The 21,893-nt window shown below is 59.7% G+C and carries 17 protein-coding genes; 16 read left to right on the top strand and 1 reads right to left on the bottom strand.

Features of this window, described 5'->3' with window-relative positions; all coding sequences use genetic code 11:
- Positions 1 to 78 precede the first annotated feature (78 nt).
- The 16 genes from htpG to rplT all read left to right on the top strand — a co-directional run bounded on the left by htpG (position 79) and on the right by rplT (position 20,449).
- On the top strand, positions 79 to 2,211 hold the full coding sequence (gene htpG, locus E0E20_RS07885; RefSeq protein WP_130837651.1) for a molecular chaperone HtpG: 2,133 nt from the start codon (positions 79 to 81) through the stop codon (positions 2,209 to 2,211).
- Positions 2,212 to 2,288: 77 nt separating this feature from the next.
- Positions 2,289 to 5,984, top strand: a complete 3,696-nt coding sequence (locus tag E0E20_RS07880; RefSeq protein WP_130837650.1) for a DUF5717 family protein — start codon at positions 2,289 to 2,291, stop codon at positions 5,982 to 5,984.
- Positions 5,985 to 6,011: 27 nt separating this feature from the next.
- Entirely contained in the window at positions 6,012 to 7,376 is a 1,365-nt protein-coding gene (locus E0E20_RS07875; RefSeq protein ID WP_130837649.1) for a DUF5716 family protein, read from the top strand.
- 44 nt (positions 7,377 to 7,420) lie between these two features.
- Positions 7,421 to 8,311 carry a hypothetical protein gene (locus tag E0E20_RS07870; protein WP_130837648.1) on the top strand — a complete coding sequence of 297 codons (891 nt, stop codon included), beginning with the start codon at positions 7,421 to 7,423 and terminating at the stop codon, positions 8,309 to 8,311.
- A 228-nt stretch (positions 8,312 to 8,539) separates the two neighbouring features.
- Positions 8,540 to 9,367, top strand: a complete 828-nt coding sequence (locus E0E20_RS14200; RefSeq protein WP_442911474.1) for an amino acid ABC transporter substrate-binding protein — start codon at positions 8,540 to 8,542, stop codon at positions 9,365 to 9,367.
- Between the two features lie 30 nt (positions 9,368 to 9,397).
- Complete coding sequence (locus E0E20_RS14195; RefSeq protein WP_242622716.1) at positions 9,398 to 10,051, top strand: amino acid ABC transporter permease; 654 nt, start codon at positions 9,398 to 9,400, stop codon at positions 10,049 to 10,051.
- Between the two features lie 22 nt (positions 10,052 to 10,073).
- Positions 10,074 to 10,826: an amino acid ABC transporter ATP-binding protein gene (locus tag E0E20_RS07860; RefSeq protein ID WP_130837692.1), complete on the top strand. Its 753-nt coding sequence runs from the start codon at positions 10,074 to 10,076 to the stop codon at positions 10,824 to 10,826.
- A gap of 161 nt (positions 10,827 to 10,987) precedes the next feature.
- Entirely contained in the window at positions 10,988 to 12,424 is a 1,437-nt protein-coding gene (gene purB / locus E0E20_RS07855; protein ID WP_130837647.1) for an adenylosuccinate lyase, read from the top strand.
- Positions 12,425 to 12,647: 223 nt separating this feature from the next.
- Positions 12,648 to 13,943, top strand: coding sequence for an adenylosuccinate synthase (locus E0E20_RS07850; protein ID WP_130837646.1), 1,296 nt, complete (start codon positions 12,648 to 12,650; stop codon positions 13,941 to 13,943).
- Between the two features lie 72 nt (positions 13,944 to 14,015).
- A complete protein-coding gene (locus tag E0E20_RS07845; protein WP_130837645.1) occupies positions 14,016 to 14,930 on the top strand; it encodes a LysR family transcriptional regulator in 915 nt (304 codons plus the stop codon).
- Entirely contained in the window at positions 14,927 to 15,541 is a 615-nt protein-coding gene (locus E0E20_RS07840; protein WP_130837644.1) for an HAD family hydrolase, read from the top strand. The genes E0E20_RS07845 and E0E20_RS07840 overlap by 4 nt, the downstream gene beginning before the upstream one ends.
- 42 nt (positions 15,542 to 15,583) lie before the next feature.
- Positions 15,584 to 15,910 (top strand): hypothetical protein, encoded by a 327-nt coding sequence (locus tag E0E20_RS07835; protein WP_130837643.1) that lies wholly within the window; start codon positions 15,584 to 15,586, stop codon positions 15,908 to 15,910.
- Positions 15,911 to 15,956: 46 nt separating this feature from the next.
- Complete coding sequence (locus E0E20_RS07830) at positions 15,957 to 18,836, top strand: glycoside hydrolase family 2 protein (RefSeq protein WP_242622715.1); 2,880 nt, start codon at positions 15,957 to 15,959, stop codon at positions 18,834 to 18,836.
- 300 nt (positions 18,837 to 19,136) lie between these two features.
- Entirely contained in the window at positions 19,137 to 19,733 is a 597-nt protein-coding gene (infC, locus tag E0E20_RS07825; protein WP_130837690.1) for a translation initiation factor IF-3, read from the top strand.
- Positions 19,734 to 19,789: 56 nt separating this feature from the next.
- Complete coding sequence (gene rpmI / locus E0E20_RS07820) at positions 19,790 to 19,987, top strand: 50S ribosomal protein L35 (protein WP_130837642.1); 198 nt, start codon at positions 19,790 to 19,792, stop codon at positions 19,985 to 19,987.
- Positions 19,988 to 20,077: 90 nt separating this feature from the next.
- Positions 20,078 to 20,449, top strand: coding sequence for a 50S ribosomal protein L20 (rplT, locus tag E0E20_RS07815; protein ID WP_130837641.1), 372 nt, complete (start codon positions 20,078 to 20,080; stop codon positions 20,447 to 20,449).
- Between the two features lie 138 nt (positions 20,450 to 20,587).
- Here the strand turns inward: rplT and E0E20_RS07810 are convergent, their stop codons facing one another.
- Positions 20,588 to 21,580: a LacI family DNA-binding transcriptional regulator gene (locus E0E20_RS07810; RefSeq protein WP_242622714.1), complete on the bottom strand. Its 993-nt coding sequence runs from the start codon at positions 21,578 to 21,580 to the stop codon at positions 20,588 to 20,590.
- Positions 21,581 to 21,893 lie beyond the last annotated feature (313 nt).

Raw genomic sequence — 21,893 nt, 5'->3', positions numbered from 1 at the left:
AATCATTTCTGTACGGAGATGGGTGTTCCGTATCAGAAATCAATATTTGTCATGAGGACTGTGACAACGGAGGTCAGTATGGGAGAAAAAGGTAGTCTTTCCATTAACAGTGAAAATATGTTTCCGATTATCAAGAAGTGGCTGTATTCGGATCATGATATTTTTGTCCGCGAGGTGATTTCAAACGCCTGCGACGCCATCACCAAGCTCCACAAGCTGAGCGTCATGGGCGAGTTCTCCATGCCGGAGGACTATCGCGGGCGGATCGACGTCATTACGGACCCGGAGGAGAAGACGCTGACCTTTTCCGACAACGGCATCGGCATGACGGCGGATGAGGTCAGGGAGTATATTAACAATATCGCGTTTTCCGGCGCGGCGGCTTTCCTCGAGAAGTACAAGGACAAGGCGAACAGCGATCAGATTATCGGCCATTTCGGTCTCGGCTTTTACTCGACGTTCATGGTTTCGGAGCTCGTGGAGATCGACACGCTCTCCTGCGGAGAGGGGGCGAAGCCGGTGCACTGGAGCTGCGACGGCGGCAGCGAGTACGAGATGGAGGAGGGGACGCGAACGGGCTTCGGAACCAGCATCATCCTGCACCTGACCGAGGACTGCGTCGAGTTTTCCAATTACTACCGCGTGAAAGAGGTTATTGAGAAATACTGCTCGTTCATGCCGACCGAAATTTATCTGCAGACCGCGGGGACAAAGGATACGCAGATCATCCGCGAGTCCGAGCGCCTCCCGGAGGACGTCGTCCTTGAGGAGCTGGAGCCGGAGAAGAAACCGGAGACGGCGGCCGCGGAGGGAGCAGAGGACGGAAAGGAAGAGAAGCCGGCGGAGAAGCGCTTCAAGATCAAGAAGCGCCCGGAGCTTCAGAACGACATTCACCCTCTCTGGGGCAAGACGCCGAAGGACTGCACCGACGAGGAGTACAAGGAGTTCTACCGCAAGACGTTCCGCGATTACAAAGAGCCCCTGTTCTGGATTCATCTGAATATGGACTACCCGTTCAATCTCAAGGGCATCCTGTATTTCCCGAAGCTGAATCTCGAGTATGAGTCCGCCGAGGGTGTGATCAAGCTCTACAACAATCAGGTATTCATCGCCGACAACATCAAGGAGGTGATTCCGGAGTTCCTGATGCTCTTAAAGGGCGTGATCGACTGTCCGGATCTGCCGCTCAACGTGTCCCGCTCGGCGCTGCAGAACGACGGCTTCGTCAGAAAGATTTCGGATTATATTACGAAAAAGGTGGCGGAGAAGCTCTCCGGCATGTGCAAGACAGACCGTGAGAACTACGAGAAATACTGGGACGACATTGCGCCGTTCATCAAATACGGATGCCTCAGGGACGATAAGTTCTGTGAGAAGATGACCGACTACATCCTGTTCCGCGATCTGGACGGAAAGTACGTGGCGCTGCCGGATGCGCTCGAGATCAATAAGGACGCCGGAGCGGATGAGGAGAGCGCGTCGGAGCAGGCAGAGGCGGAGGTTCTGGACGAGAACGGCAATCCGATTTCCGGGGAGGCCGCAGGGAGCGGCGACGGAGACAGGCCGGAGGCGGATAAGCCGCAGGACCGCACAGTCTACTATGTCACGGACCCGCAGCAGCAGAGCCAGTATATCAACATGTTCCGCTCGCAGAAGATGCAGGCGTTTGTCTTCGATCATCAGATCGACACGCCGTTCATGCAGCAGCTCGAGATGAAGAACGAGGGCCTGCACTTTGCCCGGATCGACGCCGGCGTGCAGGACGCGCTGAAGAGCCGTACCGGAAAGAAAGCCGCCGAGGAGCTCAAAGCGCAGGAGGAGGCGCTTGCGAAGACCGTGCAGAAAGTGCTGAAGAACGATAAGCTCAAGGTCTCGCTCACGAAGCTGAAAAACAAGAAGATCTCCTCGATGCTGACGGTCGACGAGCAGGCGCGCCGCATGGCGGACATGATGAAAATGTATGCCTCGGGCGGCATGCCGATGGGCCTTGGCGACTATGCAAAAGAGGGCCAGACGCTGGTGCTCAACGCGAATCATCCGCTCGTGCAGTATGTCATTGCGCACGGCGAGGGGGAGGACACGGAGCTGATCTGCGAGCAGCTCTATGATCTCGCGCAGCTCCAGAACGCACCGCTCGAACCGGAGGCCATGACGAAATTTGTGGCCCGCACGAACGAGATCATGCTCCGGATTGCCGGGGAGTCGTCATAAAGCGATAGATTGAGAATACTGCACGTGTTATAATTCTCCCGACAGGTCTGTTTTCCTGTCGGGAGAATTATTTGTCTATGAGTTTATCGCGGTCCCTGTCCGACCATCTTGCGGGCGAACAATTTCATATCATACGCGGTCCGATGACGTTTTCCGCGGCGAGCCTTGAAATCACGGCCGAGCCGGGGCGGGAGACGGACGGGAGCTTTACGATTTACGGCCCCACAGGCTTCGGAGCGGAGGGCTTCGTGTTGTCCTCGACGACATCGATGCTTCTGCTCACGCGCGAATTTTCCGGCTCGGCGGATGAGATCGCATGGCGCTTTGACGGCGCGCCCTACCGCGCAGGGGAGACGGTCGAGGGATTTTTCCGCATTATCTCCAATCAGGGGGAATATCGCCTGCCGTTTACGGTGCGGGTACAGCACCCGGCCCTTGTCTCGGGGGAGGAAACGATCTCCTCTCTGGTCGATTTTACGGCGCTCGCGAAGAAAAACTGGAAAGAGGCGGCGCGTCTTTTTTACGAGCCGGGCTTTGCGGATATCCTCGGAGACGACGGGGAGACGGCGGCGCTGTACCGGGGGCTGTCCGCCGTGCCGGGCAGCGAACAGAACGTAGAGGAGTTTCTGATTTCGTCGGGGCGCAAGGCGGCGATGGAATATACGCCGGAGACGACGTTCATCCGGACGGATCTTGGTCTCCGCGTTCCGTACAGCCGCACGGAAGCGGGCGGGGTGCCGGGGAGCGGTTCCGGGCATGAATATTATTTCCGCCTGTTCCGGAACGGCTGGGGCTATACCTCCCTTTCGGTCAGCGCGGAGGGGGATTTTCTCTGTCCGCTGAAGAGCGTCGTCACACAGGAGGACTTCGAGGGGCAGAGTGTGGAGATCCATTATAGGGTCGATCCCTCGGCCCTCCATTTCGGGCGGAACTGCGGCGGGATCCGCATCTGCGGCGCGTGGTGCGACATCGTGGTGCCCATCGAGGTGTCGCAGCGCAGCTCGTCCATGGAGCCGGATTATCTGAACCGGCGGGAGCTGGAGCAGATCCGCGCCCGGATCGTGAGCTATTACCTTGACTTCCGGACGAAAAAGCTGCGCGGCAGAGAGTGGCTTCCGCAGACCGAGTTTCTGGTCGACCGGATGCAGCGCCTCTCCCCAGATGATCCGATGGCGGCACTCCTCAAGGTGCATTGCCAGATCAGCGGCGGCAAGCAGCGGGAGGCCGCGTGGGGGCTGATCGACTTTGACCGCCGGGTGGAGGAGACGCTGGAAATTCCCTCCTATTCCGACCCGGAGCACCGGGGGCTCCGGCGGGAGGATCCTCTCCTTTACAGCTATCGGGTGTATCTGGGTGCGATCTGCGCCGACGACGAGAGTGCGATGACCGCCTATGACGCGGCGGAGCGTCTGGGCGAGGAGCTGCGGCGCTGTCCGGACGACTGGCGCATCGCATGGCTTTGGATGTACTGTGCGGCGGAGTTTAATCGCAGTCCGCGCAGCAAGTGGGAGCTGATCCGCGAACAGTACGAGCGGGGCTCCCGGAGCCCCGTGCTCTATGTCGAGGCGTGGAGGCTGCTGGCAAAGCATCCGGAATATCTGGCCTCTCTCGATGATTTTGAGCTGCAGGTGCTTTCCTTTGCGGCGCGGAGAGGACTGCTTGACGAAGGGATCGTCAGTCAGATGAATCTTCTCGCGGGGCGGAGGAAAGTCTACTCGGGGCTTCTTCTGCGCATTTTTATCGCCGCGTTCCGGGCAAATATTTTTGTGACGGAGACGCTGCAGAGCATCTGCTCTCTGCTGATCCGCGGCAATATGACGACGCCCGGGAGCTTTGCGTGGTATGCGGAGGGGGTGCGCGGGGAGCTGTCCCTGACCCGCCTCTTTGAGTACTATATGCTGTCCCTGCCGGAGGACTACGCGGGGGAAATTCCGCAGGCGGTGGTTCTCTATTTCGGCTATCCGTGCGCACTGCCCTATGACAGGACAGCGCGGCTCTATCAGTATGTTCATCAGCACAGGGGGCAGTATGCCCGGGAATACGAGCAGCAGTATCGCGGGGCGATGCGGAGCTTTGCGATGGAGCAGCTGGCGAGACGCCGCGTCACGCCGGCGCTGTGCTATCTCTATGAGCATGTGCTGGACAACACGACGATTCGGAGCGAAAATGCGGCGGATGCCTGCTGGTGCGTGTTTTCCTGCCGTCTCCGCACGGAGCGTACGGATGTGACGCAGGTCATTCTCCGCTATGATGGCGCGGCGGAGGAACTGGTCTATCCGGTGCAGGACGGGGCCTGCATCCTGCCGGTGTTCGGCGAGAGGGTGCATATTTTCTTTGCGGACCGGGAGGGCGGCCGCTATGCGGCCAGCGCAAAGTGTGAAAGGGAGCGCCTTGCGCGTTATCAGGATATTGCGCCGCTCCTCGCGGATTATGATACGGAGAATCCGTATTTTGACCTGTATCAGATCGGGTCATCCCGCGTCTGGGAGAGAGTTTCCCCGGCGGAGGCCGCGCGCTTTGCCGCTCTTTCAGAAAGCGGGATGCTGCGGGAGGAGAGCCGGAGGGAGCTCCGCATGCAGCTTCTTTCGTACTATGACGGGCACGACATGACACGGGAGACGGACCGACTTCTCTCGCAGCTGCGGCCGGGAGAACTCTCGGCGGCGGAGCGGGGCGGACTTCTGTTCTATCTGGTGCAGCGGGGTCGCTTTGAACAGGCTCTCGACTGGGTTTACCGCTACGGGACATTCGGTTCGGAGCCGGCTGTGCTTATGCGGCTTTTTGACCGCGTGATCGCCGAGGAGGAGCCAGAGGAAGATGAGCGTCTCGGCGAGCTGGTCCATGAGGTTTTTGTCCGCGGCAAGTACAATGAGAATCTTCTTCTTTATATGGGACGCTGCTTTGAGGGGCTCACGGCTGAGCTGGATGAGCTGCGCCGCGCCTCGGAGCGCTTCGGGACGGATACGGAGCCGCTTCTCCGCCGCATGGTGACGCAGCTCCTCTATACGGGGGTCGTGCTGAAAGCGGAGGAGGATATCATCCGCGCCGCGGCGGAGGCCCGTATGCCGGACGCCGCGATCACGGCGCTCCTCGCGCAGATCGCGCACTATTATTTTGTCGGGGATCTGGCATTCGGAAAAGCGGTGTTTGACCGGATCGCCGAATACGGCAGAAAGGGGACGCCGGTCTATGACGTGTGCCGCATGGCCTTTCTTCTTCAGCTCTCGCGGCGCTCCGGGGAGATGACGGAGGAGGAGCTTGGTGTGGCGAAGCTCTTTCTTGCCGATCTTCTGCGGCAGAACATAGTGTTTCCGTTCTACCGGAGGTTTTCGGGGCTTCTCCCCCGGCTGCAGGAATATGCGGATGAGACGATCATGCAGTTCCGGGGCCGGTCCGGCGCAAGCATGCTGCTCCATTATGTGATCGACCGGGATGCGGGAGCGGGGGCGGTCTCGGGGAGCTCCCCGGACAGCCGGTATCAGGTCCTCCCGATGAAAGAGATGTACGACGGAATCTATGTCGTCGGCTTCGTCCTCTTTTTCGGCGAGCAGGTGCGCTATTTCATCACGGACGACGCGGAACAGAAAAACACGGTGGAGAGCGGGGCGTTCGGACAGGACACCCGGATTCCGGATGCCGGTGAGGACCGCTTCTCCCGGATCAACCGCCTCTCGATGTACGCCGCGATGGGGCGCTATGAGGAGGCGCTGGACGCGCTGGAGGAGTACAACCGCCGCGCGCATATGGTAGAGTCGTTATTCCGCAGATACTGAGCATAAAGTGCTTCGGCATGGAGGAGTATGCTGTATACCAGAACGAGTGACAAAAAATATATGGTCGGCTTCGATCTGGGGGAGCGCTTCAGCCAGATTTCCTATCTGGCGAACAACGCGCCGAACGAGCTGCATACCTTTTCCATGACGGAGGGGGCGGAGCAGTTTTCGATTCCGACGCAGATCACCAAGAAAGCCGGAGCGAATCTCTGGTTTGTCGGCCGCGAGTCGGAGGAGTGGGCAAAGGCGGGGGGAACCCTGACGAAGCATATTTTCTCGGCGGCGGTCTCCGGCCGCGCCGTGGCCATCGAGGGACAGGAGTATGATCCCTGTTCGCTGCTTGCGCTGTTTGTGCGGCGCTGCCTTGCGCTCCTTGCGCGGGACGTGCCGCCGGAGAAGATGGCGGCTCTGACCTTTACCACGGCGGTTCTGGACCGGAGGACGGCGGAGGCGCTTGACAGAATGCAGTCCTTTCTGGATCTTCCCGGCTGCGAGTTCTTTCAGGAGAGCTACGGCAATTCCTATTATCATTTTCTGCTTCGCCAGCCGGAGTCCATGTACGCAAGGGACAGTCTCCTGTGCGAATATGACGGCATACGGCCCATGGCGGTGTCCCGGATGCGCTTTCACCGGGGCGCCGCGCCGGCGGTTGCCTTTATTGAGAACAGGGAATACCCCGAGATGGCCGCGGAGGCCGTGAGGACGCCGGTCTCTCCGCTCGTCCGCCCGTCGGGAGAAAGAAGCGGCGGGGGCGCCGTGTCCGCAGGCGCGGCGGAGTCTGCGGGGACGCCGCAGGCCGACCGGAGGGATGAGAGCTTTCTTGCAATTTGTCGGGAGGCCATACCTGAGGGCGAAATTTCCAGTATCTTTCTCATCGGGGAGGGCTTTCAGGAAAAGTGGATGAAGCGCTCGCTGGAATACATCTGCTATCACCGCAGAGTGTTCCTCGGCAGCAATCTGTACAGCCGCGGGGCGGCCTGCGGAGCACTGCTGCGCCGGGAGCTGCCGGAGGAGGCCGCGCGCTGCTTCTATCTCGATGAAAATCGTCTGTCCGCCAATATCGGAGTCGTGGCCCTGCGGCATGAGCGCAGCGCCTACTGTCCGCTGATGAGCGCCGGGACGAGCTGGTACGAGGCGCGGGCGGAGGAGGAATTTTTCCTCGAGGGAAAAGAGGAGATACGGCTTGTGATCACTCCGATCACCGGGGGGACCGTGCGGGAGGAGACGCTCCGGCTGACCGAACCGCCGGAGCGCCCGGAGCGGACGACCCGCATCCGTCTGTCGCTTGCGATGGAAAGCGCCCGCGAGCTGGGAATCCGCATTGAGGATCTGGGCTTCGGCGAGCTGTTTCCGGCGAGCGGGAAGAGCTGGGATTTCAAGATTGAGCTGTGACAAGATGGATCTGTGATATATAGGGAGACGGAAAAGCGTAGCGTATGGGACTGCTGCTGACGACGGGGAAACGGGCGAATGCTCCATATCGTATCGAGTGGGCGGGACGGAATGTCTGGTCGCTCGAGGAACTCTGCTTCTGTATGGCGCAGAGCGCCCAGTTTCTGGACGAGCAGCTTCTTGACCCGGAGCTGGTGCGGTGGCTCTCGGAGGAGTGTGGGCTTCCCGAGCTGGCGCGGCGTCTTGCGCCGTATCTGGACAGACCGGAGGCGGCGCCGGATTTTGCGGCGGCGATTCTGGAGGAGAGCGACTATATCCCGGAGGAGAGACGCGGGGATATCATCCGCATCATCCGCGCCGGAGAGGGGCTTGCGCACTACGAGCAGCGCGAGGCCCGTGCGGATTATATGATGGACGGCGGCCATTTTTATCAGGCGCTTGCGGAATACGAACGGATCCTCGAGGAGCTTCCCGAGCCGGAGCGCAGGCTCCGCGCCCGGGTCGAGCACAGCCGCGGGGTGATTTTTGCCGGCCTCTTCAATTTTGCCATGGCGGCGGAATGCTTTCAGCGCGCGTGGAGTCTGAACGAGGACACGGCGTATTATCTCGATTATCTGGCCTCGATTCGGATGTATCTTCCCGGAACCGATTATGTCGCCTTTGTGGCGCGGCATCCGGAAGCCTACGAGGCCTCGATGGAACTGGAAAAACGGATGGACGAGGCGGACGGGAGTTATTCCTCCCAGCCGGGGACGGGACAGGTCGAGCATCTGCGGGCGCTGTGGCGGCAGAGCGTGCCCGCGTCCGGGAAAGAGCTTCTTGTGGCGGGAGCGGATATTCCGTCCGAGCCCGCGCAGCAGTTCCGCGAGGAGCTGCAGGGCACGATACGGAACCTCCGGGAAAATTACCGCCTGAATCTGAACCGCATGCTGTAACCGGAAGCGCATGCCGATCGGAATCGTTCAGGCGTTCAGGCGATCGGAGCGGCTCGCCATGACGATATTGACGCGCGGAGGCGGTCTGTGATAGGATAATTTCTGCCGCGGCAATTTAGCGTGATAAACTGGTAAACCAATAAAGCGGACGGGCGCCGGGATAATGCCGGGGAATACCGGAGCGGCGGAACAGCAGGAACGTGGGAGCAATGAGGGAGGACTGGAATGATGAAAAAGAAAATGGTATTCGGAAACACGGCATCCGGGAGAAAGGCGCTTGGAAAGGCGGCGCTTGCGCTGACGGCGGCTCTGCTGGCGGGGGCTTTCGCCGGCTGCGGCAGCAGTGAGACAAAGACCTTTACCGTCGGCTTTGACGCGGAATTTCCGCCCTACGGCTTTATGGGCGACGACGGCGAATACACCGGCTTCGATCTGGAGCTGGCCGAAGAGACGGCAAAGCGCAACGGCTGGACGTTTGTCGCGCAGCCGATCGACTGGGATGCCAAGGACGCCGAGCTGAACGCCGGAACCATCGACTGCATCTGGAACGGCTTTACGATGAACGGCCGGGAGGAGCAGTATACATGGTCCGCCCCGTACATCGACAACAGTCAGGTCTTTGTCGTGCCCGACGACGGGAGCATTTCAAGCCTTGCGGAGCTCGCCGGCAAAAAGGTCGGCGTGCAGAAAGACTCGAGCGCCCTGTCCGCTCTCGAGGGCGACGAGGCGGAGCTGGCTTCGACCTTTGCGGAGCTCACGCAGTATGCGGATTACAACATGGCGTTCATGGATCTTGAGCAGGGGGCGATCGATGCGGTGGCCATCGACATCGGCGTCGCAAGCTACCAGATCGGGAAACGGGACGGCGGCTTCCGCATGCTGGACGAGTATCTGTCCACCGAGCAGTATGCCGTCGGCTTCCGGCTGGGAAACGAGGAGCTGCGCGATGCGGTGCAGAAGACGCTGGATGAGATGGCGTCCGATGGAACGGTGGCAAAGATCGCGGAAAAATATGCAGACTACGGCGTACCGGAGGCGCTCTGCATCGGGAAGTAAGGATGAATCCGCGCGGGGACGGGGAGAAATATGAGTACAGAAACGATTTTCATACAGCTGATGGGGGGCATGGGCGTCACGGTCGCCATCTTCATACTGACGCTGGTGTTTTCCATGCCCCTCGGCATGGTGGTTGCGCTGCTCCGGATGACGCGGAGCCGGCTCCTCTCCCTGCTGGTGCAGGTCTATATATCCGTTATGCGCGGGACGCCGCTGATGCTTCAGCTGATCGTGATTTATTTCGCGCCCTTTTATCTGTTTCATATTAAAATCTCCTCCTCATATCGCTTTGTGGCGGTAATTTTAGCCTTTGCGCTGAACTACGCGGCGTATTTTGCGGAAATCTACCGCTCCGGTTTTCGATCGATTCCGGCGGGGCAGTATGAGGCGGCGCATGTCCTCGGTTACAGCCGTGCGCAGACATTCTTTCATATCATTCTTCCGCAGGTTGTGAAGCGGGTTCTGCCTCCGGTCACGAACGAGGTGATCACGCTGGTCAAGGACACCTCGCTGGCCTTTGCCATCGCGACGGCGGAGATGTTTACCATTGCAAAGCAGATTTCAGCGAAAGAGGCCTCTCTCATGCCGCTGATGGCGGCGGGAGTGTTTTATTACATCTTCAACGTTCTGGTGGCGTGGGTCTGCGCCCGGATCGAGAAGCACTACGATTATTACAAAATATAAGCCGGAGCTGGGAGCGACCATGATGAATCTGCTGGAAATCAGTCATATGAAAAAGAGCTTTGACGGCGTGCCGGTGATTGAGAATATTTCTCTCTCCGTCCGGGAGGGGGAGGTGCTCTCCGTCATCGGGCCCTCCGGATCGGGAAAATCGACGCTGCTTCGCTGTGCGACGCTGCTGGAGACGATGGACAGCGGCGAACTGCGCATCGGGGGACGGTGCGCGGCACGGGAGGAGGGCGGACGGAGCGTCTATGCGCCCGCGCAGGAGCTCCGTCTGATCCGTCGGGAGCTGGGGCTTGTGTTTCAGAGTTTTCATCTTTTTCCTCATTATTCCGTGAAGAAAAACATTGTCGAGCCGCAGCGCATCGCGGGGCGCTCCCGGGAGGAGGCGGAGCGGAAAGCCGATGAACTCATGGAGAGCCTCGGCCTCTCGGATCACGCGGCCAAATATCCCTGCCAGCTCTCCGGCGGACAGCAGCAGCGGGTTTCCATTGCGAGGGCTCTCGCGCTGGACCCGAAGATCCTGTTTTTCGACGAGCCGACCTCGGCGCTCGATCCGGAGCTCACGGCGGAGGTGCTGCGGGTGATTCGCGCTCTTGCCGGAAAGCGGATGACGATGGTGATTGTCACGCATGAAATGGAGTTTGCGCGGGAGCTGTCCGACCGCATCGTATTCATGGAGAACGGCTATATTCAGGAGGAGGGAACGCCCGAGGAGCTCTTTTCCACCGAAAATGCCCGCGTGCGGAGCTTCATCGGCCGCCTCCGGGCGTGATGCGCCCCGCGAGGCGAAATACACAGCGGCCCTGCATGGAGGAAACTTGGCGCCGCAGCGGGAGGGAAAACGTGCTATGATAAAGACGATTCTGTTTTTGCCGACGTTCTCCGCCCGCGGCGGGGGAGCGGCCTCGTATGATATTCCATGGAGGTAAGTACATGCCGACAGACCGTTACAGCAGCCCGCTTTCCGAGCGCTACGCAAGTCGCGAAATGCAGTATATTTTCTCGCAGGATATGAAGTTCACGACATGGAGAAAGTTGTGGATCGCGCTTGCGGAGGCGGAAAAAGAGCTGGGACTCGATATTACGAACGAGCAGATCGAGGAGCTGCGCCGTCACGCAGAGGACATCAATTACGACGTGGCGCGCGAGCGGGAGAGAAAGGTCCGGCATGACGTGATGAGTCATGTCTACGCCTACGGGCAGCAGTGCCCGAACGCGGCGGGGATCATTCATCTGGGCGCGACGAGCTGCTTTGTCGGCGACAACACGGATATCATCGTCATGCGGGAGGCGCTGCAGCTGGTCCGCCGCAAGCTCATCAGCGTGATTGCGGAGCTCGCGGATTTTGCGGAGCGCTACCGGAATCAGCCGACCCTCGCGTTCACGCATTTCCAGCCGGCGCAGCCGACGACGGTCGGCAAGCGGGCGGCTCTCTGGATCAACGAGTTCATGCTCGACCTCGAGGAGACGGATCATGTGATCGGCAATCTGAAGCTCCTCGGCAGCAAGGGGACCACCGGAACGCAGGCCTCGTTCCTCGAGCTGTTTCACGGCGATCTCGGCAAGGTGGACGCGCTCGATCCGATCATTGCGGAAAAAATGGGCTTTGACGCCTGTGTCCCGGTGTCCGGGCAGACCTATTCCCGCAAGGTGGATACACAGGTGGCAAACGTTCTCGCCGGGATCGCGGCCTCCGCGATGAAGATGGCGACGGATATCCGGCTGCTTCAGCATCTCAAGGAGGTGGAGGAGCCCTTTGAGAAGAATCAGATCGGCTCCTCGGCCATGGCCTATAAGAGAAACCCGATGCGCAGCGAGAGAATCTGCTCGCTTGCCCGCTATGTGATGGCGGATGCGCTGAATCCGGCGTTCACCTCCGGGACACAGTGGTTTGAGAGAACGCTGGACGACTCCGCGAACAAGCGCCTGTCCATTCCGGAGGGGTTCCTTGCGGTCGACGGCGTTCTGGATCTGTGCCTCAACGTGGCGGACGGCCTCCGGGTCTACCCGAAGCTGATCGAGCGTCATCTGCGGGCGGAGCTGCCGTTTATGGCGACGGAGAACATCATGATGGACGAGGTCGGTCAGTACGGCGGAAACCGGCAGGAGCTCCACGAGGAGATCCGGCGGATGTCCATGGAGGCCGGCCGGAGAGTCAAGGAAGAGGGACTCGACAACAATCTGCTGGAGCTGATTGCCGCTAATCCCATGTTCCATGTGACGCTGGAAGAGATGGAGGCGAGAATGGACCCGCAGCTCTATGTGGGCTGCGCGCCGCATCAGGTCGAAAGGTATCTGGAGACGGTGGTCCGGCCTGTGCTGGAGGCGAATCGGGACGCGCTGGGGGCGACGGCGCAGATCAACGTCTGACGGTCCGACACAGCCGACAGGCAATCGGCAGGTGACGGCCAATGGGCGGCCGGATGGTGGCCGGCCGATGAACAATGATCAGCGGAGCGGCGACCGGACGACATGGCATAAGTGTTAATTAGGATAAATATTAAAAATATCGATTTTATTTATATCAGGAGGGAATATATACTGGTAGACGTTGCATGACGACCGTTGCAGAATCCAAGGGAGGCCGAGGGATATGGTAAAGGCAGTTGTAGGTGCAAACTGGGGCGACGAGGGCAAGGGCAAGATCACGGACACGCTCGCGGACAGCGCGGATGTGGTCGTCCGTTTTCAGGGCGGTGCGAACGCGGGCCACACGATTGTGAACGAGTACGGCAAGTTTGCGCTCCACACGGTTCCGTCCGGCGCGTTTCATCAGAATATCATGAATATCATGGGGGCGGGGGTCGCCTTTGATATCGAGAAATTCATGCGCGAGATCGAAGAGATCACGGGGAGGGGTGTTCCGATGCCGCAGCTCATGATTTCCGACCGCGCGCAGGTTATGATGCCGTACCATGTGCTGCTCGATTCTCTTGAGGAGGCCCGTCTTGCGGGCAAGAGCTTCGGCTCCACAAAGTCCGGCATCGCGCCGTTCTATTCCGACAAGTTCGCGAAGATCGGCTGGCAGATCAATGAGTTCTATCAGGACGACGATGTGTTGATGGAGAAAATTAACCGCGTGGCGGACATCAAGGACTGCCTGCTGGTCAATCTGTATCATACGGACCCCATCGACCGGGAGGGGCTTCTTGCGTGGATCCGGGAGCAGAGGGAGAGGGTGCGCCCCTTTATCGGGGATGTTTCCTCGTACCTTGCGCAGGCGATCCGGGAGGGAAAGGAGATTCTTCTCGAGGGACAGCTTGGAACCATGAAGGATCCGGACCACGGCATCTATCCGATGGTCACCTCCTCCTCGCCTCTCGCCGCCTTCGGCGCGGTGAGCTGCGGCATTGCGCCCTATGAGCTGCGGCAGATCGTGGTCGTGACCAAGGCGTACAGCTCCGCGGTCGGAGCGGGTGAGTTTGTCTCGGAGATCTTCGGCGACGAGGCGGTTCTTCTGCGCAATCACGGCGGCGACGGCGGCGAGTACGGCGCGACGACGGGAAGACCCCGGCGCGTGGGCTGGTATGACTGCGTGGCCTCGCGCTACGGCTGCCGCGTGCAGGGAGCGACCGACGTGGCCTTTACCGTGCTCGACGACCTTGGCTATCTCGACGAGATTCCGGTCTGCGTCGCGTATGAGCTGGACGGAAAGGAGACGACGGAGTTTCCGACCACGGCAAAGCTCGCGGAGGCGAAGCCGGTGTACCGGGTGTTCAAGGGATGGAAGTGCGATATTCGCGGGATCCGCCGCTTTGAGGAGCTGCCGCAGGAGGCGCAGGACTATGTGAACTTTATCGAGGGGCGGCTCGGCTTCCCGATCACGATGGTCTCCAACGGTCCGGCCCGTGAGGATATCATTTACCGCGAGAGCCCGCTGAAAAGGTAGACGGGCGGCGCCCTGCCGCGAAACCCGAAAGGGGCTCCGTACAGGGGAAAAGCAGAAAAGGAGGCTGTGCGCATGACGGCGAATCTCGAATGGTATCGGGTATTCAATCATGTGGCGCAGTGCGGCTCTCTGACGCTGGCTGCCGAGCAGCTTTCCGTCTCCCAGCCGGCGGTAAGCCAGTCCCTGAAGCAGCTTGAGGGGGCGCTGGAGACACAGCTGTTTGTCCGGTCGTCCCGCGGCGTCAGTCTCACCCGGGAGGGGGAGCTGCTCTGGTCATATGTCCGCCGCGGCTGCGATCTCATCGAGACGGGGGAGAAGAAGCTGCGGCAGATGCAGAATCTGGACATCGGCGAGCTGCACATCGGGGCCAGCGATATGACGCTGCGCTTCTATCTGCTTCCGTATCTTGAGCGCTTTCATGAGCGCCATCCCGGCGTAAAGGTGATCGTCAACAACGCCCCGACGCCGGAGACCATTGCTATGCTCGAAAACGAGAGCATCGATTTCGGCGTCGTTTCCGGACCTCTTCCGTCTCTGCCGCATATTTCGGCGATCCCGGTGCGGGAGATACAGGACTGCTTCGTGGCGGCGCGGCGCTTCATCCAGTATCGGAACCGGATGATGGATCTTCACGATCTGGAGGGGCTCCCTCTGATCTGTCTGGAGCAGAGGACCTCGAGCCGGGCATATATTGACGCCTTTATGTCAAAAAACGGTGCGGAGATTCATCCGGAATTTCAGCTTGCGACCAGCGACATGATTGTTCAGTTTGCTCTCCGGAATCTGGGGATCGGCTGTGTCGTGCGCGATTTTGCATTGGATTATCTGGAGAGCGGACAGCTTTTTGAGCTGCGCTTCAACAAATATATTCCGAAGCGCAGCTTTTATGTGATTCTGAGCAGAAAGAGCGTCCTGCCCGCGGCGGCGACGGCGCTTCTTTCGCTGATCCGGGCGGATCTGGACAATACGGCGGAAAGAGTATTATGACGAAAAAAATAAATACAGTGATTTTTGATATCGGCGGCGTTCTGGTTGACTATCATCAGGAGGAATACTACCGGAGAAGGGGCTATGCTCCGGAGACGGCGGCGCGTCTTGCCGCGGTGACGATGCGTTCAAGCTGGTGGGACGAGTATGACCGGGGGCTCCTCTCCGACGAGGAGATCCGCGGCTGTTTTAAGAAAAATGCGCCGGAGCTGGCGGAGGAGATCGACGCCTCGCTGACGCATATGGCGGGCATTGTCACGAAGAGAGAGACGGCGATTCCGTGGATCCGCTCGGTAAAGGCGCGCGGCTGCCGCGCGCTGGTGCTGTCCAATTTTTCGCACACCGCCTATGAGGACTGCCGGGAGGACGCCATGCAGTTTCTGGACGAGACGGACGGCGGCATCCTGTCGTTTCGCGAGCATGTGATCAAGCCGGAGCCGCTGATCTACGAGCTGCTGCTCGGGCGCTATGCGATCGATCCGGCGCGGGCGGTGTTCATCGACGATACGCAGAAGAACCTTACCGGAGCGGAGCGCTTCGGCATCCGCACGATACACTACCGGAGTCAGGAGCAGGCGGAGAGCGAGCTGGACGCGCTGCTGGGGCGCTGAGCTGCGTCTGCCGCGCGGCGTCAGACAGGAGGACAGAGCAGTATGAGCAGAAAAAAATATCCGTGGACGTTGAAGCGGACGGCCGCGTGGCTCTGCATTGCAGGCCTCGGGGCGATGTACGTCATAACGCTCCTTGCGGCGTTGACGGCAAGACCCGGCGCGGCGGCGCTGTTCCGGGCAAGCCTTGCCCTCACGGTGTTCCTGCCGGCCGTGTGCTGGCTTGTGATCTGGCTGTACGGCATCTTTGCGGGCCGGCGGACGATCGCGAGTCTCGATCTTTTGAATTCCGATCCGGAATCGAGAAAGAGGATGGAAGAGGAGCTGCAGGGAAAAACGGCCGCGGAGGACGGGCCGGAGAACCGGAAGTGACCGGGAGACCTGCCAAGGGCGGCCGGCTCCGGTAAGGAGGGGGAGTATGATTTCACGGGTGATCGGACAGGGCTGGAGGATGCTTCCGGCTAAAGATATAGAAGCGGCAGTGCTCTGCGATGCGGCTTCCCGGGAGGACTTCGGGGCTGGTAGGACCGGCTTCGCGGAGGAGTGCGGCGAAGTGTACGGCATTGTGCAGGCGCGCGGCGGGATGCCGGCCTCTGTGCCGGGGACGGTGTACGGCACGCTCCTTGCAAACGGCCTCATCGGCGATCCGTTCTGGCGGGATAACGAGCTTGCGCTCACAGGGTGTATGGACAGGGATTACACATTCGTGACGGAGCTCTCGCCCGAGGCGGAGGAGCGGGACGCGGATCAGTGGATCCTTTGCTTCGACGGGATCGATACGCTGGCGGATGTGTACCTCGGGGGCCGGCATCTCGGCAGTACGGACAATATGCACCGCACATGGGAATTTGACGTTACGGAGCTCCTGCGGACGCTCCCGATGCCGGCGGAGCTCAGGGTCGTTCTCCATTCTCCCACGGAATATATTGCGCGGGAGGACGAGCGGGTGCACGCCGGCGGAACGCCGGACGCCATGATCGGCTTTCCCCATATCCGCAAGACGGCCTGCATGTTCGGCTGGGACTGGGGGCCGCGTCTGCCCGATGCGGGGCTTTTCCGCCCGGTTCGTCTGCTCTCGGTGAAGCGGGCCCGCCTCACCGATGTGCGCCTCTCGCAGCGGCATCTCATCTCCGGCCGGAGCGTGCGCGGGAATCTCACGGACAGCGTTCTCATCAGTCTGGATACGGAGGTCACGTGGGCGGGTGCCCCGTCTGCGGAGGAGGAAGAAAAGCTCTGCACGAGCCTCCGCATCGTTTCGCCGGACGGGAGCCGGAGCTGGGGGAGCGACGACGGAGAGCTTGAGATCGATCACCCGGAGCTCTGGTGGCCGAACGGCTACGGTCCGCAGCCTCTCTACACGGCAGAGGTTTCGCTTCTGCTGGGCGGGGAACTTCTGGATGTGAAGACGCTCCGCATCGGTCTTCGCACCTGCACGGTGAACCGCGATCCGCTCCCGGCGGAGACCCGGGATTCGCACATGCAGGGGCAGGCGGAGGATACGGAGCCGGGGGAAAATTTTGCGCTTGAGGTCAACGGGCTGCAGATTTTTTCCATGGGTGCGGATTATATCCCGGAGGATTCTCTGCTCGCTCGGCAGTCGCGGGAGCGGACGGCGAGCCTCCTGAAATCCGCGGCGCAGTGCCATATGAATACGATCCGCGTCTGGGGAGGCGGCTATTTCCCCGACAACGATTTCTACGAGCTGTGCGATGAGTACGGGCTGCTTGTCTGGCAGGATTTTCTGTTCAGCTGCGCCGCCTACGAGCTGGAGGATGCGTTCGAGGAGAATTTTTCGCAGGAGATCCGCGACAACATCCGCAGGCTCCGTCATCATGCCTGCATCGCGTTCTGGTGCGGCAACAACGAGATGGAGACGCAGACCCTCGAGGGCGCATGGGGGCCGTCGCCGAAGCAGCGCCTCGATTACATCAAGATGTTTGAATACATCCTCCCGAAGCTGGTGAAGGAGGAGGATCCGGAGCGTCTTTACTGGCCGAGCTCTCCGTCCTCGGGCGGGGATCAGCGGAATCCGTGGGCCGAAAATGTCGGGGACGCCCATTACTGGGGCGTCTGGCACGGCGGGGAGCCGTTTACGGCATACCGCGGTCACCATTACCGCTTTCTGTCGGAATTCGGCTTTCAGTCCTTTCCCTGTCTTGCGACGGTCAAGAGCTTCACGTGCCCGGAGGACCGCAACGTGTACTCCCGCGTCATGGAAATGCACCAGAGAAATTCGGCCGCGAACGGCAAAATTATGAATTATCTGTCGCAGACCTATCTCTACCCGAAGAGCTTTGACGACCTGCTGTACTGCTCGCAGCTTCTGCAGGCGGATGCGATCCGCTACGGGGTGGAGCACTTCCGCCGCTTCCGCGGAAGCTGCATGGGAACGGTCGTGTGGCAGCTCAATGATATCTGGCCGGTGGCAAGCTGGGCGGGCATGGATTATTTCGGCCGGTGGAAAGCGCTGCAGTATGCGGAGAAGCGGATGTTCGCGCCGGTGCTGCTCTCCTGCGAGGAGCACGGGGAAATCGATCAGCAACCGTTTCCGAACGCGCAGAGGAAGCCCGTCGATTTCTCGGCGCTGCTCCATGTCGCCAATGAGACGGCGGAGCCCTTTGAGGGAACGGTGCAATGGGCTCTCCGTCTGCCCGACAGCACGGTGGTTGCGGAGGGGAGCTTTGCGGTCTATGCCGAGCCGTTCGGAGGCACATGGCTGCCGTCGCTCGACCTGAATGCGCTGATCTCCGAGGAGGCCGCGGCGGAGAGCCCGGAGGGCCGGAGCGTTTCTTCCGCTGCGGTGCGGAGCTCCTCTGCAGCAGGACCGTTCAGCCCGCTGGACGTCCACCTCAGCTATGCGCTTCTGGATGCGGCGGGAGAGAGGATCTCCGGCGGCAACACCCTTTTCTGTGCGCCGAAGCACTACCACTTTGCGGACCCGGAGCTCCGGCTTCGCTGCGACGGAAACCGGGTGGAAATCACTGCCGGGGCGTATGCCAAGGCGGTCGCCGTCGAATCGGCGGACGGGAATCTGCGTCTGGACGACAACTTCTTTGATATGGAGGCCGGAACCGTCGTGCTCCGTATTGTGGATGAGGACGGGGAGCCGGCGGAGGAGGGCTCCCGTTCCGGCGTGACGGGGCTTGCGGCCGCCTATGTGAGCCGGAGCTTTGCGCAGGACGAGTTGGTTGCATGCAGCAGGCATATCCTCGCTGGAAACGGGGAGGAGGCCCGGCCCGCTGCGATCCCGCCCGGGCCGTACCGGGTGCGCAGCGTCTATGAGACGGCGCTGCGCTGAGGCTTTGTCTGATGGCGGACAGGGTGTCGTGGCAGCGTCAGTCCGGCGGACTTCCGGCGAATGAGCTCGGCGGACGGAAAGAAATTATTTGACAGGCGCCCCGCAGTATGCTAAGGTATCAACGGCTGTAAAGCAGTCAAACATAGAAAGCAGAGTTTTCCACTCTCACCCGGCGGCGCAGCTTCCGGTGTTGATATGGCGGTCATACCGCCCGCGTCCGCTTCTTTCGGCAGGACGGCCGACGCGGTGTCTATGGATTCTGACCAGTGGATGCTCTGTGTGTCCACTGGTTTCTTTTATATGCGGGGGACGGCAGGGCCGCACGGCGGTTCCGGTCTCTGCCCGGGGGAGGGTATCAACATTAATAACAACAGCAGAAACAGCAGAGGCAATGATTTTGCCGTGAATGAGCACATCCGCAGCAGAGAGGTCCGTGTGATCGGCGCGCACGGCGAGATGCTGGGGATTCTGTCGATCGGCGACGCGCGCAGAGCCGCGGAGGAAGCGGAGCTTGATCTCGTCATGGTTTCGCCCAACGCTCAGCCGCCTGTCTGCAAGATTATTGATTATGGTAAGTTCCGCTACGAGCAGTCCCGCAGGGACAAGGAAGCGAGGAAAAAGCAGAAGACCGTCGAGATCAAGGAGATCCGCCTGTCACCGAACATCGACGACAACGATCTGCAGACCAAGGTCACGGCAGCCCGCAAGTTCCTGACCCGGGGTGACCGCGTCAAGATCACGCTCCGTTTCCGCGGGCGCGAGATGGCGCATATGGGTGCAAGCGTCCACATTCTCACGGATTTTGCAAATTCTCTCGCCGACTGTGCGGTGGTCGACCGCATGCCGAAGGTCGAGGGCCGCACCATGACCATGTTCTTAGCTGAAAAGAAGAACTGAGAGGTTCATCGATCAGTTATTAAGAATCCAGATGTAAAAAACAGGAGGAAACAGCAATGCCCAGCATGAAGACAAACAGATCCGCCGCAAAGCGTTTCAAAATCAGCGGAAGCGGAAAGCTTATGAGATTCAAGGCGAACAAGCGCCACATCCTGACCAAGAAGAGCACGAAGCGGAAGAGAAATCTCAGACAGACTGCGCCGGTTGACGCGACGAACGTAAAGAGCATGCGCAAGATCATGCCCTACGCATAAGCGGAACGGCGGCAGAAACCCTGAGAACTCCGGACGACGGTGCGCGCCGGGAGCTTTTGCGGGGACAATCAGATTGGAGGATAATTCAGCATGGCACGTATTAAAGGTGGCTTAAACGCCAAGAAGAAGCATAACAGAGTTCTGAAGCTGGCAAAGGGATACCGCGGAGCCCGTTCCAAGCAGTACAGAGTGGCCAAGCAGTCGGTTATGAGAGCGCTCGCCTCTTCCTTTGCGGGACGCAAGCAGAGAAAGAGAGATATGAGATCGCTGTGGATCACCCGTATCAACGCGGCGGCCCGCATGAGCGGCATTTCTTACAGCAGACTGATGCACGGGCTGAAGTTGGCCGGCGTCGACATCAACCGCAAGATGCTTGCGGAGATGGCAGTGAACGACGCGGCGGGATTCGCAGCGCTTGCGAAGCTGGCGGAGGAGAAGGTTTCTGCGCCGGAAAAAAATTGATCATTCAAAAACTGTCTGCAAGGCCTGAACGGCATTCCTGCCGGTCAGGCCTTGTTCGTTTTTGCCATGAATTCGGGTGGCATGTCAAGAGTGTCCGTGCAGAAGGCCGAATTTTGGGGGACTGTTTGGGGCTGAGCTTCAGATTGTCCGGCGCAGTACCAGATTGGTGGAAATTTCAATATTGACCGAATAGCGATCTCCCGTTCGGATTGCGGAGAGAAGCCGCTCCGCGGCCACGATGCCCATATGGTGCTTTGGAACATGGACGGTGGAAAGCGGCGGTTCGGTATAGCTGCACATGGGGATGTCGTCAAAGCCTATGAGAGCGACATCCTCCGGGATGCGAAAGCCCTTTTCGCGGAGTGCCCGCATGGCGCCGATCGCGATCTGGTCATTATCGGCAAAGTAGGACCGGACGGGCTTTTCCCCGCTTTCCAATATAGCTGTCATATCGGCAAAGGCGCCGTCTATGGAGGGGGTCAATTCATGGACGACGATATTGGAAACAGACATTCCGTTGTGGCGAAGGGCCTTGTGGAAGCCCTCGGTGCGCTGATCAAAATTGTTGATGGGGTAAGAGGAATGAAGATACCCCGGCTGCACCTTGAGCTTTTTGATAAGATAATTGGCGGCGGTAAAGGCGCCGTCGGTATTGTTGATCTGAACAGAGTCGATGCGGGCGGAAATAAAATGATTATCGAGCAGGAGGCAGGGGATTTCGGCAAACGGAAGGATATTGAAATCATCCTGCTTCATTTCTGTCCCGAGGATCATGAGACCGGCGGTCTTCATATTGGAAAGCTCGCGGATCTGTATTTCCAGATCCTCGGGAGAATATACATTGACGAGGCTGACGCGCCAGCCCTCCTCCGCGCATTTCTGCTCTACCCCTTCGGTGAGTTCGGTGAAAAAGGAGCTGTCATTGAGAACGGCCCCGTGCTTGCGGTAATAAAGCAGACAGATGGTGCCGGCAGATGGCGCCGCTGGTCTGCGCGGCGGCATTCCGTATTTTTCCGCCGCTTCGAGTACACGGTTGCGGGTCTGTGTGGAGACTCCCGCCTTGCCGTTCAGTGCAAAGGAGACGGAGGTCTCGGATAATCCAAGGAGTTTTGCCAGTTCTTTGGAGGTCATGGGCATCCTGTTCCGGGGCGGTGCGGCTCCCGCAATCCTCCCTGCATTCGGATTCCCGCGGCGCTTCGCACCGCTCCATCCTCATGCAGGACTTTATGATTCTGTAGGACAGTGTATCAGAATAATAAATATCTGCAAGTCAAATGCCCCGCAGCAAGCTACGGGGCATGATTTAGTTTGTTTCCGATTTGTGCACCCCAAGGGGCGGGGGAGATTTGACCCTCGCGGCATTCGCCAAATGGACATGCAAGCATGTCCATTTGGCTCATTGCTCGCGGGAATAAACTTGGAAGAATTTAGAAAATATAAACTA

Origin of the sequence: Lachnoclostridium sp. Marseille-P6806 (genome assembly GCF_900625025.1) — a bacterium.
Classification (GTDB): domain Bacteria; phylum Bacillota; class Clostridia; order Lachnospirales; family Lachnospiraceae; genus CAG-791.
This window is presented reverse-complemented; position numbering and strand designations above follow the sequence as displayed.

Coding starts and splice junctions, on each gene's coding strand:
- htpG (WP_130837651.1), top strand. CDS start 79: ATGGGAGAAAAAGGTAGTCTTTCCATTAACAGTGAAAATATGTTTCCG.
- E0E20_RS07880 (WP_130837650.1), top strand. CDS start 2,289: ATGAGTTTATCGCGGTCCCTGTCCGACCATCTTGCGGGCGAACAATTT.
- E0E20_RS07875 (WP_130837649.1), top strand. CDS start 6,012: ATGCTGTATACCAGAACGAGTGACAAAAAATATATGGTCGGCTTCGAT.
- E0E20_RS07870 (WP_130837648.1), top strand. CDS start 7,421: ATGGGACTGCTGCTGACGACGGGGAAACGGGCGAATGCTCCATATCGT.
- E0E20_RS14200 (WP_442911474.1), top strand. CDS start 8,540: ATGAAAAAGAAAATGGTATTCGGAAACACGGCATCCGGGAGAAAGGCG.
- E0E20_RS14195 (WP_242622716.1), top strand. CDS start 9,398: ATGAGTACAGAAACGATTTTCATACAGCTGATGGGGGGCATGGGCGTC.
- E0E20_RS07860 (WP_130837692.1), top strand. CDS start 10,074: ATGAATCTGCTGGAAATCAGTCATATGAAAAAGAGCTTTGACGGCGTG.
- purB (WP_130837647.1), top strand. CDS start 10,988: ATGCCGACAGACCGTTACAGCAGCCCGCTTTCCGAGCGCTACGCAAGT.
- E0E20_RS07850 (WP_130837646.1), top strand. CDS start 12,648: ATGGTAAAGGCAGTTGTAGGTGCAAACTGGGGCGACGAGGGCAAGGGC.
- E0E20_RS07845 (WP_130837645.1), top strand. CDS start 14,016: ATGACGGCGAATCTCGAATGGTATCGGGTATTCAATCATGTGGCGCAG.
- E0E20_RS07840 (WP_130837644.1), top strand. CDS start 14,927: ATGACGAAAAAAATAAATACAGTGATTTTTGATATCGGCGGCGTTCTG.
- E0E20_RS07835 (WP_130837643.1), top strand. CDS start 15,584: ATGAGCAGAAAAAAATATCCGTGGACGTTGAAGCGGACGGCCGCGTGG.
- E0E20_RS07830 (WP_242622715.1), top strand. CDS start 15,957: ATGATTTCACGGGTGATCGGACAGGGCTGGAGGATGCTTCCGGCTAAA.
- infC (WP_130837690.1), top strand. CDS start 19,137: ATGCGGGGGACGGCAGGGCCGCACGGCGGTTCCGGTCTCTGCCCGGGG.
- rpmI (WP_130837642.1), top strand. CDS start 19,790: ATGCCCAGCATGAAGACAAACAGATCCGCCGCAAAGCGTTTCAAAATC.
- rplT (WP_130837641.1), top strand. CDS start 20,078: ATGGCACGTATTAAAGGTGGCTTAAACGCCAAGAAGAAGCATAACAGA.
- E0E20_RS07810 (WP_242622714.1), bottom strand. CDS start 21,580: ATGACCTCCAAAGAACTGGCAAAACTCCTTGGATTATCCGAGACCTCC.